The sequence below is a fragment of the Nocardioides sp. CCNWLW216 genome (assembly GCF_037120545.1).
Lineage (GTDB): Bacteria > Actinomycetota > Actinomycetes > Propionibacteriales > Nocardioidaceae > Nocardioides > Nocardioides lianchengensis.
Genome location: NZ_JBBBBJ010000001.1, coordinates 884,918 through 900,137 on the forward strand (window position 1 = coordinate 884,918; position 15,220 = coordinate 900,137).

The window sequence follows — 15,220 nt, forward strand, 5'->3', positions numbered from 1 at the left end:
CGCCCCCGCTCCCCTGGCGCCCGCCGCGCGGGTACCCCACCCGTGGGGGCCCGTCAACCCCCTGTGGGTGCTGACCGGCCCCACGATTGCTGCTGGCTCGGCGTTGCGGACGGGTTGCGGGGGCGTGTCGGCTGGCGACTTCTCACAACTGGTGCCAGGGGATCCGGTGTTCCTTCGGCACGAGTCGCCGTCGAGGGTGTGTCATGGGGCTCACTACGTTGTGGGTTCTCCGCGGCCGAGTGGCCGCCGGCGAGGGAGGGTGCGGCATGTCGTTGTTCTCGTGGGAGAAGGTCGATCCGGCTCCAGGGGTGGCCGTCGCGCCGCACCAGCGATTGAGCTGGGGCAAGACGGTGGGCCTGGGCGCCCAGCACGTCGTGGCGATGTTCGGGGCGACGTTCGTCTTCCCGCTGATCATGGGGCTCGACCCCAACCTGGCCATCATGTTCTCCGGCATCTGCACGATCCTGTTCCTGCTGGTGTGCAGCAACCGGGTGCCGAGCTACCTCGGCACCAGCGCCTCGTTCGTGGGCGGCGTCGTGGCGATCCGTGGCCAGGAGGGCGACTCCTCCGACGTCACGGGCGCGATCCTGGTCGCGGGGCTGGTGCTCCTGGCGGTGGGCGTGCTGGTCCACTTCGCCGGTGCCGGCCTGATCCACAAGATCCTGCCTCCCGCGGTGACCGGTGCGGTCGTCATGCTGATCGGGTTCAACCTGGCGCCGGTCGTGGCGAACACCTACTGGCCGCAGGACCAGTGGGTGGCCCTGCTGACCGCCACCTTCATGGTGTGCGCGGCCGTCCTGCTGCCCGGCTTCCTCTCCCGGATCGCCGTGCTGCTCGCCCTGGTCTTCGGCTACCTCCTCTCCTGGATCTTCGACGGCGTGTTCGGCCCGATCACGTCGGTGCTCGGCGGCGCGACCGAGGCCACCGAGCACGACCGGGTGACCTGGGCGGGCGTCTCGGCAGCCGACTGGGTCGGCCTGCCCAGCGGCACCCTGGCGGACGGCGTCGACGTCGTGCACGGCCCGAGCTTCTCGCTCACCTTCATCCTGCTCGTGCTGCCGGGCGTGATAGCCCTGATTGCCGAGAACACCGGCCACGTCAAGGCCGTGGCCGAGATGACGGGCGACAACCTCGACCCCTACATGGGCCGGGCGCTCGGCGCCGACGGTGCTGCGACCGCTCTCGCCAGCCTGTTCGGCGGCAGCCCGACCACGACGTACGCCGAGAACATCGGCGTGATGAGCGCGACCAAGGTCTACTCGACGGCGGCCTACTACGCCGCCGCGGTGGTGGCGATCCTGCTCGGGCTGTGCCCGAAGTTCGGTGCGATCGTCAACGCGACCCCGGGTGGCGTCCTCGGCGGCATCACGGTCGTCCTCTACGGGATGATCGGCCTGGTCGGCGCCAAGATCTGGGTCGACAACCGCGTCGACTTCTCGAACCCGGTCAACCTCGTGGGCCTGGCCGCGGGCATCATCATCGGCGTCGGCAACGTCAGCCTGGAGATCACCGACGACTTCACCCTCACCGGCATCGCGCTCGGCACGATCGTGGTGATCGTCTTCTACCACCTGGTGGCCCGCAACAAGAGCACGACCTCGGGCGAGGTGACCCGCAACCTGTGAAGCCCGCCCCGTTCGCGTACCACCGCCCCTCGACCCTCGACGAGGCGCTCGCGACGCTGGCCGCCGACCCGCACGCCAAGGTGCTGGCCGGCGGTCAGAGCCTGGTGCCGCTGCTGTCGATGCGGCTGGCCCAACCGAGCGCACTGGTCGACATCAACGGGCTGGACGAGCTCGACACGATCGTCGTCGACGAGAGCGTCGTCCGGATCGGGGCGCTGGCCCGGCACGCCGACGTCCTCGCCGACCCCGCCGTACGGCGGGCGCAGCCGCTCGTCGCGCTCGCCCTGTCCCACGTCGCCCACGCGACGATCCGCAACCGCGGCACCACGGTCGGCTCGCTGGTGCACGCCGACGCGGCCGCGGAGATGCCGGTCGTGCTGGCCCTGCTCGGCGGCTCGGTGCGGGTGGCGTCCGTCCGTGGGCGGCGCGACATCCCGGCGGCCGAGCTCTTCCTCGGCCCGCTGGAGTCGTCGGTGGCGCCCGACGAGATCGCGGTGTCGGCGGACTTCCCGGTGCTGCCCACCGGCGCCGGGGTGGCCTTCGAGGAAGTGGCGCGGCGGCACGGCGACTACGCGCTCTGCGGGGTGGCCGCGGTCGCGGACGGCGACACCATCAGGGCGGGGTTCGTCTCGGTCAGCGACGTGCCGACCGTGGTCGACCTGACCGGCGTGCCGGCGGGGGAGCGCGGCGAGGCGGCGCTGGCGCAGCTGGATCCGCAGGCCGACATCCACGCGACGGCGGCGTACCGCTCCCAGCTGGTGCGGGTGCTCACCGAGCGCGTGGTTGAGTCGGCAGTCCAGGACAGGGGGGTGGCATGAGCGAGGAGCTGCACGACGTACGCCTGACGGTGAACGGGGCGGCGCACGACCTGCGGGTCCCGGCCCGCCGCCTGCTGTCCGACGCGCTGCGCCACGACCTCGGCCTGACCGGCACCCACGTCGGGTGCGAGCACGGCGTCTGCGGGGCCTGCACGGTGCTGCTCGACGGTCAGCCGGTCCGGGCCTGCCTGCTGTTCGCGGTCTCCGTGCAGGGCCAGGAGGTCACCACGGTCGAGGGCCTCACCCGGCCCGACGGCAGCCTCAGCAACGTCCAGCAGGGGTTCGCGGAGTGCCACGGCCTGCAGTGCGGCTTCTGCACCCCGGGCTTCCTGACCACCATCACCGCCGGCCTGCGCGACAACCCGACGCCGACCCACGAGGAGTGCCGCGAGATGGTCGCCGGCAACCTCTGCCGGTGCACGGGCTACCAGAACATCGTGAAGGCCGTGGAGCGTGCGGCCGAGCTGGGTCTCGATACGCCCGCTCGTTCCTCGCGGGCTACTCGACCAACGGAAGCAGCACCCCCCGCGGGGGCTGCTCAAGCGACGAATGTCGCTGGTCGAGTAGCGAGCGCCAGCGATCCTCGGAGGTCGAGTAGCGAGCGCAGCGAGCGTATCGAGACCCGTATCGAGACCCCCGAGGACGGCTTATGACCACCAAGCTGATGGGCCAGGGCGTCCAGCGGGTCGAGGACCAGCGCTTCCTGCGCGGCCAGGGCCGCTACGTCGACGACGTCGCGGTCGATCCGGCGACCCTGCACGCGGCCGTCCTGCGCAGCCCGCACGCGCACGCCCGGATCGTCGACATCGACGTCGACGCGGTGCTCGACCTCGAGGGCGTGCACGCGGTCTGGACCCATGACGACCTGGTCGGCCCGATGGCCGAGCCGCTCCCGCTGCTCATCCCGCACCCGACGCTGACCCACGGCCGCACCCAGTACGCCCTGGCCAAGGACGAGGTGAACTACGCCGGCGAGGCGGTCGCCTTCGTCGTCGCCGACGACCGCTACGTCGCCGAGGACGCCCTCGACGCCATCCGGGTCACGTACGACGTGCTGCCGCCGGTGGTCGGGATCGACGCGGCCCGCGCGGCCGACCGGCTGGTCCACGACGACGTCCCCGGCAACATCGGTGCCCGGATGGAGCAGAGCACCGGCGACGCGCAGGCGGCGATCGCGCAGGCGCCGCACCGGCTCGCCCTCGACCTGACCGTCGAGCGCAGCGCCTGCACGCCGATGGAGGGCCGCGGGACCGTCGCCCGCTGGGACCCCGACACGAACCGGATGCAGGTGTGGACCTCGACCCAGAGCTCCACCGGCGTGCGGGCCGTCGTCGCGGTCAAGCTCGGCCTCGACCTCGGTCAGGTCGACGTGATCACGCCCGACGTCGGGGGCGGCTTCGGGGTCAAGATCAACCACCCCTGGCCCGAGGAGCTGCTGGTCCCGCTGGCGGCCCGAGCCCTCGGTCGCACCGTGAAGTTCACCGAGGACCGTCGCGAGCACTTCATCTCCAGCGCCCACGAGCGCGGCCAGGTGCAGCACATCGAGGTCGGCTTCGACGACGACGGCCGGCTGCTGGGGCTGGACGTCGAGTTCTGGCACGACCACGGCGCCTACACGCCGTACGGCCTGATCGTCCCGATCATCACCTCGACCCAGCTGCTCGGGCCCTACAAGCCCGAGGTCTACCGGGTCGTCTTCGAGTCGCTCTACACCAACACGGTGATGGTCACGCCCTACCGCGGCGCCGGCCGGCCGCAGGGCTGCTTCGCGATGGAGCGCACGATGGACGCGATCGCGGCCTACCTCGGCAAGGACCGGGCCGAGGTCCGGGCCAGCAACTTCATCCAGCCCGACGAGTTCCCCTTCGACCAGGGGTTGATCTTCCAGGACGGCCGCGAGCTGGAGTACGACTCGGGCGACTACCCGGCCTCGCTGGAGAAGATCAAGGCGCTGGTCGGCTGGGACGACTTCCCGGCGTTCCAGAAGGAGATGGCCGCCCTCGGGCGGAAGGTCGGCATCGGGCTGGCCTGCTACGTCGAGGGCACCGGCGTCGGCCCCTACGAGGGCGCCCACGTGCACATCGAGACGACCGGCAAGGTGAAGGTCGCGACCGGCCTGACCACCCAGGGCCAGGGCCACGCCACGGTCTTCGCCCAGCTGGTGGCCGACGAGCTGGGCGTGCGGTTCGAGGACGTCGAGGTCGTCACCGGCGACACCCGGCGGATGCCGTACGCCGTCGGCACCTTCGCCTCGCGCGCCGCGGTGATGAGCGGCTCGGCCATCCACCTGGCGGCCAAGCGGGCCAAGGAGAAGGTGCTGAAGATCGCCGCCGACGCGCTCGAGGCGTCCGAGGACGACCTGCAGATCGTCGACGGGGTGGTCAGCGTGAAGGGCTCGCCCGGCACCTCGCTCGACCTGGGCACGATCTCGGTGCTCTCCAACCCGCTGCGCTACGCCTTCGACGAGGCGTCCAAGGCGGCGACCCAGTTCTCGGTCGGCGACCCCGGCAAGCCGCCGGTGCCGGAGGACGAGGAGCCCGGCCTGGAGGGCCGCGACTTCTACAGCCCCGAGCGCGCCACCTTCGCCTCCGGCATGCACGCCGTCATCGTCGAGACCGACCCCGACACCGCCGAGATCAAGATCCTGAAGTACGCCGTCGTCCACGACTGCGGCCGGCTCATCAACCCGATGATCGTCGAGGGCCAGATCCACGGCGGCGTCGCCCAGGGCGTCGCGGGCGCGCTCTACGAGCGGATGGCGTACGACGAGGACGGCCAGCTGCAGAACGCCTCCTTCATGGACTTCCTGATGCCCTACGTCACCGAGATCCCCGACGGCATCGACATCGACCACCTCGAGACCCCCTCGCCCCTCAACCCGCTCGGCATCAAGGGCGCGGGCGAGGCCGGGGTGATCCCCTCGGCGGCGGTGTTCGCCGCCGCCATCGAGGACGCCGAGCGGATCCCGATCACCGCGATGCCGATCTCGCCGTCCGAGCTCTTCCACCTGCGACAGGAGCACCAGCCGTGAAGATCCAGGGCTCGAACGTCATCGACGCGCCGGTCGACCAGGTCTGGGCCGCCCTGCTCGACCCGTCCGTCCTGGTCGCGACCATCCCGGGCTGCGAGCGGCTGGCCTCCACCGGCCAGCACGCCTACGACATGACCGTCACCGCCGGGGTGGCCGCCATCAAGGGCACCTACGCCGGGAGCTGCGCGCTCTCCGACCTGGTCGAGTGCGAGTCGCTGACCATGACCCTCTCCGGCGCGGGCGCCCCCGGCACGGTCGACGCCCGGGTGGCCGTGTCGTTCACCGCGGTCGACGGCGGCACCCAGGTCTCGTACGACGCGGACGCCACCGTCGGCGGTCCCGTCGGCGGGGTCGGCCAGCGGATGCTGACCAGCGTCTCGAAGCGGATGGCGGGTGAGTTCTTCGGCAACGTCGGCCGGGCCATCACCGACCCGGCTCCCGCCGTCGTCGCTGCGCCCGCCGCTGCTCCGGTCGCCGGTTCCGCCGCTGCTCCCGCGCCGACCGTGTTCACCGCGCCCGCGAAGGCGTCCTCGCCGGACGACTTCCTCCGCGGGGTGGCGGTCGGTGCCGGCCTGGTCGTGCTCGGCGTGGTCGTGGGCTCGCTGTTCGGGCGGCGGCGGTGAGCCAGCCACCGGCCGACGCCCCGGATCGGTGGCCGGCTCACCGCCGCCCCGCGACCCGCCGTACCGGCGGTGAGGCAGCAACCGATCGGTCGGCTCGAACGGTGGCCGGCTCACCGCCGCCCCGGGACCGGCGCGGATGAGCACGATCACCCCCGACTCCACCGCGCGCGCCATGGCCGCCGCGGTACGGGACCGCCGGATCAGCGCGCGCGAGCTCCTCGAGCTGCACCTGGAGCGGATCGCCGAGCGCAACCCCGAGCTGAACGCGGTCGTCAGCCTCGACGCCGACCGGGCGCGGGCGGGGGCCGACGCGGCCGACCGCTACCAGGCCGGCGGCGGTCGGCTTGGCGCGCTGCACGGACTGCCGTACGCCCCTAAGGACACCCACGCGACGGCGGGCTGGCGGACGACGTACGGCTCACCGCTGCGCGCCGACCACGTCCCCGACACCGACGAGCTGATCGTCGAGCGGGCCCGCCGTGCGGGTGTCGTCGTCGTCGGCAAGACCAACGTGCCGGAGTTCGCGGCCGGGTCGCACACCTTCAACCCGGTCTTCGGCACCACCCGCAACCCGCACGACCCGAGCCGCAGCGCGGGCGGGTCGAGCGGGGGAGCGGCGGCAGCGCTCGCGTCCGGGATGGTGCCGCTCGCCGACGGCTCCGACATGGGCGGCTCGCTGCGCAACCCGGCGTCGTTCTGCGGCGTCGTCGGCCTGCGCCCGAGCCTGGGTCGGGTGCCCGAGTGGCCGCTCTACAACCAGTGGGAGACCACCTCGGTCGGCGGCCCGATGGCCCGCACCGTCGACGACCTGGCCCTGCTGCTCGGGGTGCTCGCCGGTCCCGATCCGCGGGTCCCGCTTGCGCTCGGTGACCCGGGCCGGGTCTTCGCCGAGCCGCTGCCGACCGGCACCGGTGCGCTCGCCGGGCTGCGCGTCGCGCTCAGCGTCGATCTCGGCGGCGCCTTCGAGGTCGACCACCGGGTGGCGGCGGTCGTCGAGGCGGCCGGGAGCACCTTCAGCCGGGCCGGGGCGCAGGTCGTCGGCGCCCACCCCGACCTCCGCGAGGCCGACGACACCTTCCGCACCCTGCGCGCCTGGCACCTGCAGGCCAAGCTCGGACCGCTGCTGGCCGAGCACCCCGACGGGATGAAGCAGAGCCTGGCCGACAACATCCGGCTCGGCGCCGACCTCACCGGCGCCGACGTCGCTCGCGCCTACACCCAGCGCACCACGCTCGCCGAGCGGATGCGCCTGTTCTTCACCGAGTACGACGTCCTCGCGCTGCCCGTCTCGCAGGTGCCGCCGTTCCCGGCCGACCAGGAGTATCCCGCCGAGATCAACGGCCGGCCGCAGGCGACGTACCTCGACTGGATGCGCTCGGCCTACCTGATCACCGTGACCGGCTGCCCGGCGATCGCCGTACCCGCCGGGCGGACGCCGGAGGGCCTGCCCGTCGGCGTCCAGCTGGTCGCCCCACACGGGTCGGACCGGCGGCTGCTGGAGGTCGCGGCTGCGTTCGAGGCGGCCGTCCGGGAGTAGCACCGGGTACCGGCAGGTTGTGACTGCCGACCTCGTGTACGTCGTCGCCGGAGGCAGCCTCCTCCTCGCGATCGTGCTCCCCGCGCTGCTGAGCCGGTGGGCCGTCTCGGCACCGATGGTCCTGGTCGGCGTGGGGATGCTCCTGGGCCTGACGCCGCTGCCCGACGGCCTGCCGCTCGACCCGCAGGAGAACCGCGCGGCCATCGAGCACGTGACCGAGCTGGTCGTGATCGTGGCGCTGATGGGCGTCGGGCTGGCCCTGGACCGGCCGCTCGCCGTACGAGACCCCAAGACGTGGGGCGGCTGGGCCCCGACCTGGCGGCTGCTCGGCATCGCGATGCCGCTGACCATCGGCGCGATCGCGCTGCTCGGCTGGTGGGCCGGCCTGCCGGTGGCCGCGGCGGTGCTGCTCGGGGCGGTGCTGGCCCCGACCGACCCGGTGCTGGCCAGCGACGTGCAGGTCGCCGGGCCGCAGACCGGGCTGGAGGAGGAGGTCGACGAGCACGACGAGCTCCGGTTCACCCTCACCTCCGAGGCGGGGCTCAACGACGGGCTGGCCTTCCCGTTCGTCTACCTGGCGATCCTGCTCGCCACCGAGGGCACGCTGCACGCGTTCGGCCTGCAGTGGTTCGGCGTGTACGTCGTGCTGAAGATCGTGGTCGGTGTCGCGGTCGGCATCGCCGTGGGCCGGCTGCTGTCGCTGGTGGCCTTCCGGTCGCGCAGCGCCTCGCTGCGGGTCGCCGAGCGGGGCGAGTCGCTGCTCGCGCTGGCGGCGCTGCTGGCGGCGTACGGCGTCGGCGAGGTCGCCTACGGCTACGGCTTCCTGTCGGTCGTCGCCTGCGCGATGACCTTCCGCTCCGCGGAGCGCTCGCACGACTACCACGCCGCGATGCACGACGTGGCCGAGCGGCTGGAGCGGCTGCTGACGCTCTTCGTGCTGCTGGTGCTCGGCATCGCGCTGACCCGCGGGCTGCTGGACGCGCTCGACTGGCGCGGGGTGGCGATCGGGCTGGCGCTGCTGCTGGTGGTCCGGCCGGTGTCGGGGTTCGTGGCGCTGGCGGCGTTCGCCCGTCGTACGCGCCAGACCGGAGGGCTGGATCGCGGGCAGCAGGCGGCCGCGGCGTTCTTCGGCGTGCGTGGCGTCGGCTCGATCTACTACCTGGCCTACGCCTCGGGCGAGGACCCCTCGCTCGGGATGGACTGGCTGTGGTCCACCGTCGGGTTCACCATCGTGGCCTCGGTGCTGCTGCACGGGGTGCTGGCGGTGCCGGTGCTCAAACGGGTCGGCAGCCTCGACCGCGGCTGACCGCGACCGGGGACCGGGAGGAGCCCTGCGTGGGGGAGGATGACTCCCGTGCCCGACCTCTTCGCCCGTGCCGGCTCGCTCCGGTCGGCGTACGACGCGGTCGACTGGGCCGCGACCCCGCTCGGCCCCGTCGACGACTGGTCGCCGGCGCTGCGCGCCGCGGTCGACCTGACGCTCAACACCGGCTTCCCGATCACCCTGCTCTGGGGCCCCGAGGCGGTGCTCGTCTACAACGAGGCCTACGTCGACGTGCTTGCCGAGAAGCACCCCTGGGCGCTCGGCCGACCGGCGCGCGAGGTCTTCGCGGAGGCCTGGGACTACGTCGGCGGCCTGCACCGGCAGGTGATGGGCGACGACGAGGCCGTCTACATCGAGAATGCGCTGGTGCCGCTGGTCCGGTACGGCTTCCTCGGGCAGGCCTACTACACCTTCGCCTACTCGCCGGTGCACGGCGCCGACGGTGCGGTCGAGGGCGTCATCGACATCGTCACCGAGACCACGGCCCAGGTGATCGTGGGCCGCCGGCTGCGGCTGCTGACCCGCCTCGGCGACGTCCTGGTCTCGGCCGACCGGGCCGAGGACGTCGTCCCGCACGCGCTGCAGGTCCTCGCCGAGGCCACCGACGACCTCGCGTGGGCCGAGGTCCGCGAGGCGCCCAGCGCGTTCCACAACCGCGACTACGTGCTCGAGGAGACGGCGGGGGACCGGGTGGCCTGGCTGCCGCTCGGGAGCGGGCTCGGGGCGCCCGGCAGCGCGCTCGTGATCGGCCTGCACCCCCTGCTGCCCGCCGACACCGACTACCTCGGCTTCCTCAGCCTGCTGGCCTCGACCATCGACCAGGCCATCGACCGGGTCCGCACCCGCGAGGCCGAGCGCTCCCTGTCGGAGGCGCTGCAGCGCAGCCTGCTCACCGCGCCCCCGGCCAGCGCGTGGGCCGACGTCGCGGTCCGCTACCAGCCGGCCGCCGAGGCGGCCCAGGTCGGCGGGGACTGGTACGACGCCTTCACGCTGCCCGACGGGACCCTCACGCTGGTGGTCGGCGACGTCGCCGGCCACGACGAGAGCGCGGCCGCCGCGATGGGCCAGCTGCGCAGCCTGGTGCGGGGGATCGCCTACACCGGGCTCGGCACCCCGGCCGCCGTCCTCAGCGCGCTCGACAGCGCGATGGCCGGCCTGGCGGTCGGGACGGTGGCCACCGCCCTGGTCGCCCAGGCCCGACCTGCCGCCGAAGGCGGGATCGCGCTCACCTGGGCCAGCGCCGGACACCCGCCGCCGGTGCTCAGCGACGTCGACGGCGCGGTGCTGGTCGAGCACGTGCCCGACCTGCTGCTCGGCCTCGATCCCGCCGCGGCGCGCACCGACCACGAGCTGGCGATCGGGCCCGACGCGACCCTGCTGCTCTACACCGACGGCCTGGTCGAGCGGCGTGGCGTCCCGATCACCGACAGCCTGGAGTGGCTCCGCACGGTCGTCGGCGCCGCGGGCCGGCACGCCGACGAGCTCTGCGAGCACCTGCTCGACAGCGTGGGACGGGTGGCGGGCGACGACGTCGCGCTGCTGGTGCTGCGAGGGCGCTGAGGTCAGGTCCGCGCGATCCGCAGGTCGCGGACGACCTCGTGCACCATCCGGATCGAGGCCGCGTCCAGCACGTTGCCGAACTCGACCACCCGCCGCCCGCGCAGCGACTCCGGGTGCTCCGGCAGCCCGCTCGGCACCACCACCACGTCGACGCCGCGCAGGTCGTCCTCGGTGGTGCCGGCCAGGGTCCGGACGTGGGTGACGCCGGCCTGGGTCAGCGAGTCGCGCACGCTCGCCGTCTGCTCCTCGGTCTCGAACCACAGCCCGACCACCTGGTCCCGGGGGACCTGTGCGAGCTCCACCAGCGTCTGCACGTGCGGCGCCGCGTTGAGCGCGACCACGTCGGTCGCCGGTCGACGCAGCAGCGCCCGGACCTCGGCCAGGTGGAAGAAGGTCGTGAGGACCAGGTCGGCCTCCACGTCCTCCGGATCGAACCGGCCCAGCACCAGGGCCGTCACGGGGAGGTCGAGCTCCTGCCCGATCTCCTCGGCGAAGTACGACGACCGCCCAGCGTTGCACTCGACGAACGCGATCCGGGGGTCGGTCCCCACGGCCGTCACCGCCACCGCCAGGGCCAGCTCCTGGATCTCCGCCGGCGGCAGGCCGAGCCGCAGGCACTCGCGTGCGGCCGCCTCCAGCACCTCGCGGGCGCGATCGCGGGCGGCCGACGTCGCCCGGGCCTGCTGCGCACCGACGACGATCATCCCGCTGCGCCCCCGGGACTCGACCAGGCCGAGGTCGCGCAGCTCGCCGTACGCGTGGGCGACGGTGTGACGGTTGAGGCCGAGGTTGTCGGCGAGCATCCGTGAGCCCGGCAGCCGCTCGCCGTCGCGCAGCTGGCCGGTCTCGACCATGTGCCGCAGCTGCGCCACGATCTGCCGGTAGACCGGCAGCTCCGACTGCGCGCTGACCCGGATCGCGGCGACCATGGCGCCACGGTACGGCGCTGCGGCCCACCAGGTCGGCGGAACGGCTGGGCCACAACGACGGAGCCGGTCGACGGAGTGCGCCGTACCGCTTGCGGTGGCTCGGAGTGGCCTAGTTCGCTTGGCCGCATGACCGACGAGACCTTCTGGGCCGACGCCGAGCGGCACCTGGTGCGCTACCTCCCGGGCTTCACGCCCCGGATCATCGAGCGGGCCGCGGGCTCCCACGTCTACGACAGCGAGGGCCGGGCCGTCCTGGACTTCACCTCGGGGCAGATGAGCGCGGTGCTCGGCCACGGGCACCCCGACGTCGTCCGGGCGGTGAGCGAGTCGGTGGCGACGCTCGACCACCTGTTCAGCGGGATGCTGTCGCGGCCGGTCGTGACCCTTGCCAAGCGGCTGGCCGCGACCCTGCCGGAGAGCCTGTCCAAGACGCTGCTGCTGACGACCGGGGCCGAGTCCAACGAGGCCGCGATCAAGATGGCCAAGCTGGCCACCGGTCGCTACGAGGTCGTCTCGTTCGACCGCTCGTGGCACGGGATGACCTCGGGCGCGGCTGCGGCGACGTTCTCCGCGGGGCGTCGCGGGTACGGCCCGGTGCTCCCCGGCAACCTGACCCTGCCGACGCCCAACGCCTACCGCTCGCCCTTCCGGCGGGCCGACGGGTCCCACGACTGGGAGGCCGAGCTGGACTACGGCTTCGCGATCGTCGACGCCCAGTCGACCGGCTCGCTCGCCGCCTGCCTGGTCGAGCCGATCCTCTCCTCGGGCGGCATCGTCGAGCTGCCGCCCGGCTACCTCGCGCGGCTGAAGGAGAGGTGCGAGGAGCGCGGGATGCTGCTGATCCTGGACGAGGCGCAGACCGGGGTCGGCCGCACCGGCCTGATGTACGCCTTCGAGCGCGACGGCGTGGTCCCCGACCTGCTGACCCTCTCCAAGACCCTGGGCGCCGGCCTGCCGGTCGCCGCCGTCGTGACGACCGCCGCGATCGAGGAGACCTGCGCCGAGCGCGGCTTCCTCTTCTACACGACCCACGTGTCGGACCCGCTGGCCGCCGTCGTGGCGAGCACGGTGCTCGACGTCGTCGAGCGCGACGGCCTGGTGGCCCGGGCCGCCGCACTGGGCGAGCAGCTCCGCGAGCGGCTGCTCGACCTCCAGGAGAGCGTCGGCGTGGTGGGCGACGTCCGCGGCCGGGGCCTGCTGCAGGGCATCGAGCTGGTCGCCGACCGGGCCACCAAGGAGCCCGCGGACGCACTCGGGACCGCGGTCACCGCGGCCTGCCTCGAGCGCGGCCTGCACCTCAACATCGTCCAGCTGCCCGGCATGGGCGGGATCTTCCGGATCGCCCCGCCGCTCACCATCAGCGACGACGACCTGCACGCGGGCGTCGACATCCTGGCCGCGTCGATCCGCGAGGTCGTCGCACGGTAGGGATTCCCCCGTAGTCGCCGCCGCCCGGTCCCTGCTGGACTGGCGGCATGACTCGCCTGCTCCGACCGGTCCTGGCCGTCCTGCTGCTCGCCGTCGCCCTCCTCGGGTCCGCCGGCCCGGCGCAGGCGGCGTCGTACCCGACGCTGTCGACGGGTGCCACCGGCGCCAACGTCACCAGCCTCCAGCACCTGCTGACCGCGCGGGGCTACGCGACGACCGCGGACGGCGACTACGGCAGCGGTACGGCGGCTGCGGTGACCGCGTTCCAGTCCGCGTCCGGGCTGGGCGCGGACGGGATCGCCGGACCGGCAACCCTCGGGGCGCTGGTCGTGACCGTCCGGGAGGGCGACAGCGGGCCGGCGGTGCAGGCGCTGCAGGTGCAGCTGGGCAAGCACGGGGCGTCCGTCGCGACCGACGGCGACTTCGGGCCGGCCACCGATGCGGCGGTGCGCGACTTCCAGTCCGGGGCCGGGCTCGGCGCCGACGGCGTGGTCGGGCCGGCCACCTGGCGGGAGCTGCTCGGGACCGGGGGAGGCGGGTCGGTGCCCGGGACGTCGTACGACTCGCTCTCGGACGAGCAGAAGGGCCACGCGCGGACCATCATCGGCGTCGGAAAGGGCGCGGGCGTGCCCGAGCAGGGCTGGGTGGTGGCGCTCGCGACGGCCATGCAGGAGTCCACGCTGGTCAACGTCGACTACGGCGACCGCGACTCGCTGGGGCTGTTCCAGCAGCGGACCAGCCAGGGCTGGGGGACCGAGGCGCAGATCCTCGACCCGGTGCTGTCGACGCGGGCGTTCTACGGCGTCGCGGCGCACACGCCGAACCCGGGGCTGCTCGACATCGCCGGCTGGGAGTCGATGCCGGTCACCGAGGCGGCCCAGGCGGTGCAGCGCTCGGCGTACCCCGACGCCTACGCGAAGTGGGAGACCCTGGCCCGCGACATCGTCGCCCACGAGGGCGGGACGCCTTCCATTCCCTGATACGCGGGAATCGGTGGACCGACCGGTAACCACCATGCTGGGCCGCATGGACGTCTACTCGGTGGTCCACACGGTCGTCGCCCCGCTGGCCAAGGCCGTGTGGCGACCGACCGTGATCGGCCTGGAGAACGTCCCCGCGACCGGGCCGGTGCTCCTGGCCAGCAACCACCTGAGCTTCGCCGACTCCCTGGTCATCCCGATCATCGTGCCGCGCAAGGTGGCCTTCCTGGCCAAGTCCGACTACTTCACCGGCACCGGGCTCCGGGGGGCGATCAGCCGGACCTGGTTCGAGGGGATCGGGATGCTCCCGGTCGACCGCGACGACCCGCGCGCGGCCCTCGGCAGCCTCGACATCGCGCTCGAGGTGCTCGGTCGTGGCGAGGCGTTCGGCCTCTACCCCGAGGGGACCCGCTCCCGCGACGGCCGGCTCTACCGGGGTCGCACCGGCGTCGCCCACCTCGCCCTCACCGCCGGTTGCCCGATCGTCCCGGTCGGGCTCACCGGCACCCCCCAGCTGCAGCCGATCGACGCCCGCCTCCCGCGGGTCGTGCCGGTCACCGTGGCCTTCGGCTCGCCCATCACCGTCGGCGAGCGCTTCGACGGCGTACCGCTCGGCAAGGCGCGGCGCCAGCTCACCGACGAGGTGATGACCGCCATCCAGGCCCTGTCCGGCCAGGAGGAGGCGGGCGTCTACAACGACCGCGCGCCGGACGCCTGACGGTTCCCCACGCTGGTTGAGGTGCGAGGCGCGCTGGCGCCGAGCCTCGGAACCTGGTGAGCCGAGGGCCGGCATCGAGGGGGCCGTCAGTCGGCAAGACGGGTTTCGAGGCTCGCTTCGCTCGCACCTCAACCAGCGGGGGTGGACGGGCGTCGCAGAATCTGCGCGGCCCCTCACCGACGAGGTGATGACCGCCATCCAGGCCCTGTCCGGCCAGGAGGAGGCGGGGGTCTACAACGATCGGGCCCCCGACGCTTGACGGTTCCCCGCGCTGGTTGAGGTGCGAGGCGCGCTGGCGCCGAGCCTCGGAACCTGGTGAGCCGAGAGCCGGCATCGAGGGAGACCGGCAGTCGGCAAGACGGGTTTCGAGGCTCGCTTCGCTCGCACCTCAACCAGCGTGGGTGGACGGGCGTCACAGAATCTGCGTGGCCCCTCACCGACCAGGTGATGGCCGCGATCCAGGCCTTGTCCGGGCAGGAGGAGGCGGGGGTCTACAACGACCGGGCGTCGGACGTCTGACGGTTCCCCCACGCTGGTTGAGGTGCGAGGCGCGTTAGCGCCGAGCCTCGAAACCTGGTGAGCCGAGAGCCGGCATCGAGGGAGACCGGCAGTCGGCAAGACGGGTTTCGAGGCTCGCTTCGCTCGCA

12 protein-coding genes are annotated in these 15,220 nt (G+C 73.2%); 11 read left to right on the forward strand and 1 reads right to left on the reverse strand.

Annotated features, from left to right (window positions below; translation table 11 throughout):
* Window positions 1-266 precede the first annotated feature (266 nt).
* From V7S47_RS04185 to V7S47_RS04220, 8 genes are all read left to right on the forward strand, one after another.
* Entirely contained in the window at window positions 267-1,625 is a 1,359-nt protein-coding gene (locus tag V7S47_RS04185; RefSeq protein WP_336560392.1) for a uracil-xanthine permease family protein, read from the forward strand.
* Window positions 1,622-2,443 (forward strand): FAD binding domain-containing protein, encoded by an 822-nt coding sequence (locus V7S47_RS04190; protein ID WP_336560393.1) that lies wholly within the window; start codon window positions 1,622-1,624, stop codon window positions 2,441-2,443. Before V7S47_RS04185 ends, V7S47_RS04190 begins: the two co-directional genes overlap by 4 nt.
* Window positions 2,440-3,096: a (2Fe-2S)-binding protein gene (locus V7S47_RS04195; RefSeq protein ID WP_336560394.1), complete on the forward strand. Its 657-nt coding sequence runs from the start codon at window positions 2,440-2,442 to the stop codon at window positions 3,094-3,096. The genes V7S47_RS04190 and V7S47_RS04195 overlap by 4 nt, the downstream gene beginning before the upstream one ends.
* Window positions 3,093-5,474 carry an aerobic carbon-monoxide dehydrogenase large subunit gene (cutA, locus tag V7S47_RS04200; protein WP_336560395.1) on the forward strand — a complete coding sequence of 794 codons (2,382 nt, stop codon included), beginning with the start codon at window positions 3,093-3,095 and terminating at the stop codon, window positions 5,472-5,474. The genes V7S47_RS04195 and cutA overlap by 4 nt, the downstream gene beginning before the upstream one ends.
* Window positions 5,471-6,097, forward strand: a complete 627-nt coding sequence (locus V7S47_RS04205) for an SRPBCC family protein (protein ID WP_336560396.1) — start codon at window positions 5,471-5,473, stop codon at window positions 6,095-6,097. The genes cutA and V7S47_RS04205 overlap by 4 nt, the downstream gene beginning before the upstream one ends.
* 136 nt (window positions 6,098-6,233) lie before the next feature.
* Complete coding sequence (locus V7S47_RS04210; protein WP_336560397.1) at window positions 6,234-7,634, forward strand: amidase; 1,401 nt, start codon at window positions 6,234-6,236, stop codon at window positions 7,632-7,634.
* A 19-nt stretch (window positions 7,635-7,653) separates the two neighbouring features.
* Window positions 7,654-8,940 (forward strand): cation:proton antiporter, encoded by a 1,287-nt coding sequence (locus V7S47_RS04215; RefSeq protein WP_336560398.1) that lies wholly within the window; start codon window positions 7,654-7,656, stop codon window positions 8,938-8,940.
* A 48-nt stretch (window positions 8,941-8,988) separates the two neighbouring features.
* Entirely contained in the window at window positions 8,989-10,518 is a 1,530-nt protein-coding gene (locus V7S47_RS04220) for a PP2C family protein-serine/threonine phosphatase (protein WP_336560399.1), read from the forward strand.
* A gap of 2 nt (window positions 10,519-10,520) precedes the next feature.
* Here V7S47_RS04220 and V7S47_RS04225 read toward each other — a convergent pair whose 3' ends face one another.
* A complete protein-coding gene (locus tag V7S47_RS04225) occupies window positions 10,521-11,447 on the reverse strand; it encodes a GntR family transcriptional regulator (protein ID WP_336560400.1) in 927 nt (308 codons plus the stop codon).
* A gap of 126 nt (window positions 11,448-11,573) precedes the next feature.
* Here V7S47_RS04225 and V7S47_RS04230 point away from each other — a divergent pair, with 126 nt between their 5' ends.
* Genes V7S47_RS04230 through V7S47_RS04240 form a run of 3 tightly spaced genes read left to right on the forward strand, consistent with a single transcriptional unit; the run spans window position 11,574 to window position 14,573 of the window.
* A complete protein-coding gene (locus V7S47_RS04230) occupies window positions 11,574-12,875 on the forward strand; it encodes an aspartate aminotransferase family protein (RefSeq protein WP_336560401.1) in 1,302 nt (433 codons plus the stop codon).
* Window positions 12,876-12,922: 47 nt separating this feature from the next.
* Window positions 12,923-13,855, forward strand: coding sequence for a peptidoglycan-binding domain-containing protein (locus tag V7S47_RS04235; protein WP_336560402.1), 933 nt, complete (start codon window positions 12,923-12,925; stop codon window positions 13,853-13,855).
* Between the two features lie 46 nt (window positions 13,856-13,901).
* Window positions 13,902-14,573 carry a lysophospholipid acyltransferase family protein gene (locus tag V7S47_RS04240; RefSeq protein ID WP_336560403.1) on the forward strand — a complete coding sequence of 224 codons (672 nt, stop codon included), beginning with the start codon at window positions 13,902-13,904 and terminating at the stop codon, window positions 14,571-14,573.
* Window positions 14,574-15,220: the final 647 nt, after the last annotated feature.

Excerpts from the sequence above, each read along its gene's own strand:
- V7S47_RS04185 (WP_336560392.1), top strand. The coding sequence starts at position 267 with ATGTCGTTGTTCTCGTGGGAGAAGGTCGATCCGGCTCCAGGGGTGGCC.
- V7S47_RS04195 (WP_336560394.1), top strand. The coding sequence starts at position 2,440 with ATGAGCGAGGAGCTGCACGACGTACGCCTGACGGTGAACGGGGCGGCG.
- cutA (WP_336560395.1), top strand. The coding sequence starts at position 3,093 with ATGACCACCAAGCTGATGGGCCAGGGCGTCCAGCGGGTCGAGGACCAG.
- V7S47_RS04210 (WP_336560397.1), top strand. The coding sequence starts at position 6,234 with ATGAGCACGATCACCCCCGACTCCACCGCGCGCGCCATGGCCGCCGCG.
- V7S47_RS04225 (WP_336560400.1), bottom strand. The coding sequence starts at position 11,447 with ATGGTCGCCGCGATCCGGGTCAGCGCGCAGTCGGAGCTGCCGGTCTAC.
- V7S47_RS04230 (WP_336560401.1), top strand. The coding sequence starts at position 11,574 with ATGACCGACGAGACCTTCTGGGCCGACGCCGAGCGGCACCTGGTGCGC.
- V7S47_RS04235 (WP_336560402.1), top strand. The coding sequence starts at position 12,923 with ATGACTCGCCTGCTCCGACCGGTCCTGGCCGTCCTGCTGCTCGCCGTC.
- V7S47_RS04240 (WP_336560403.1), top strand. The coding sequence starts at position 13,902 with ATGGACGTCTACTCGGTGGTCCACACGGTCGTCGCCCCGCTGGCCAAG.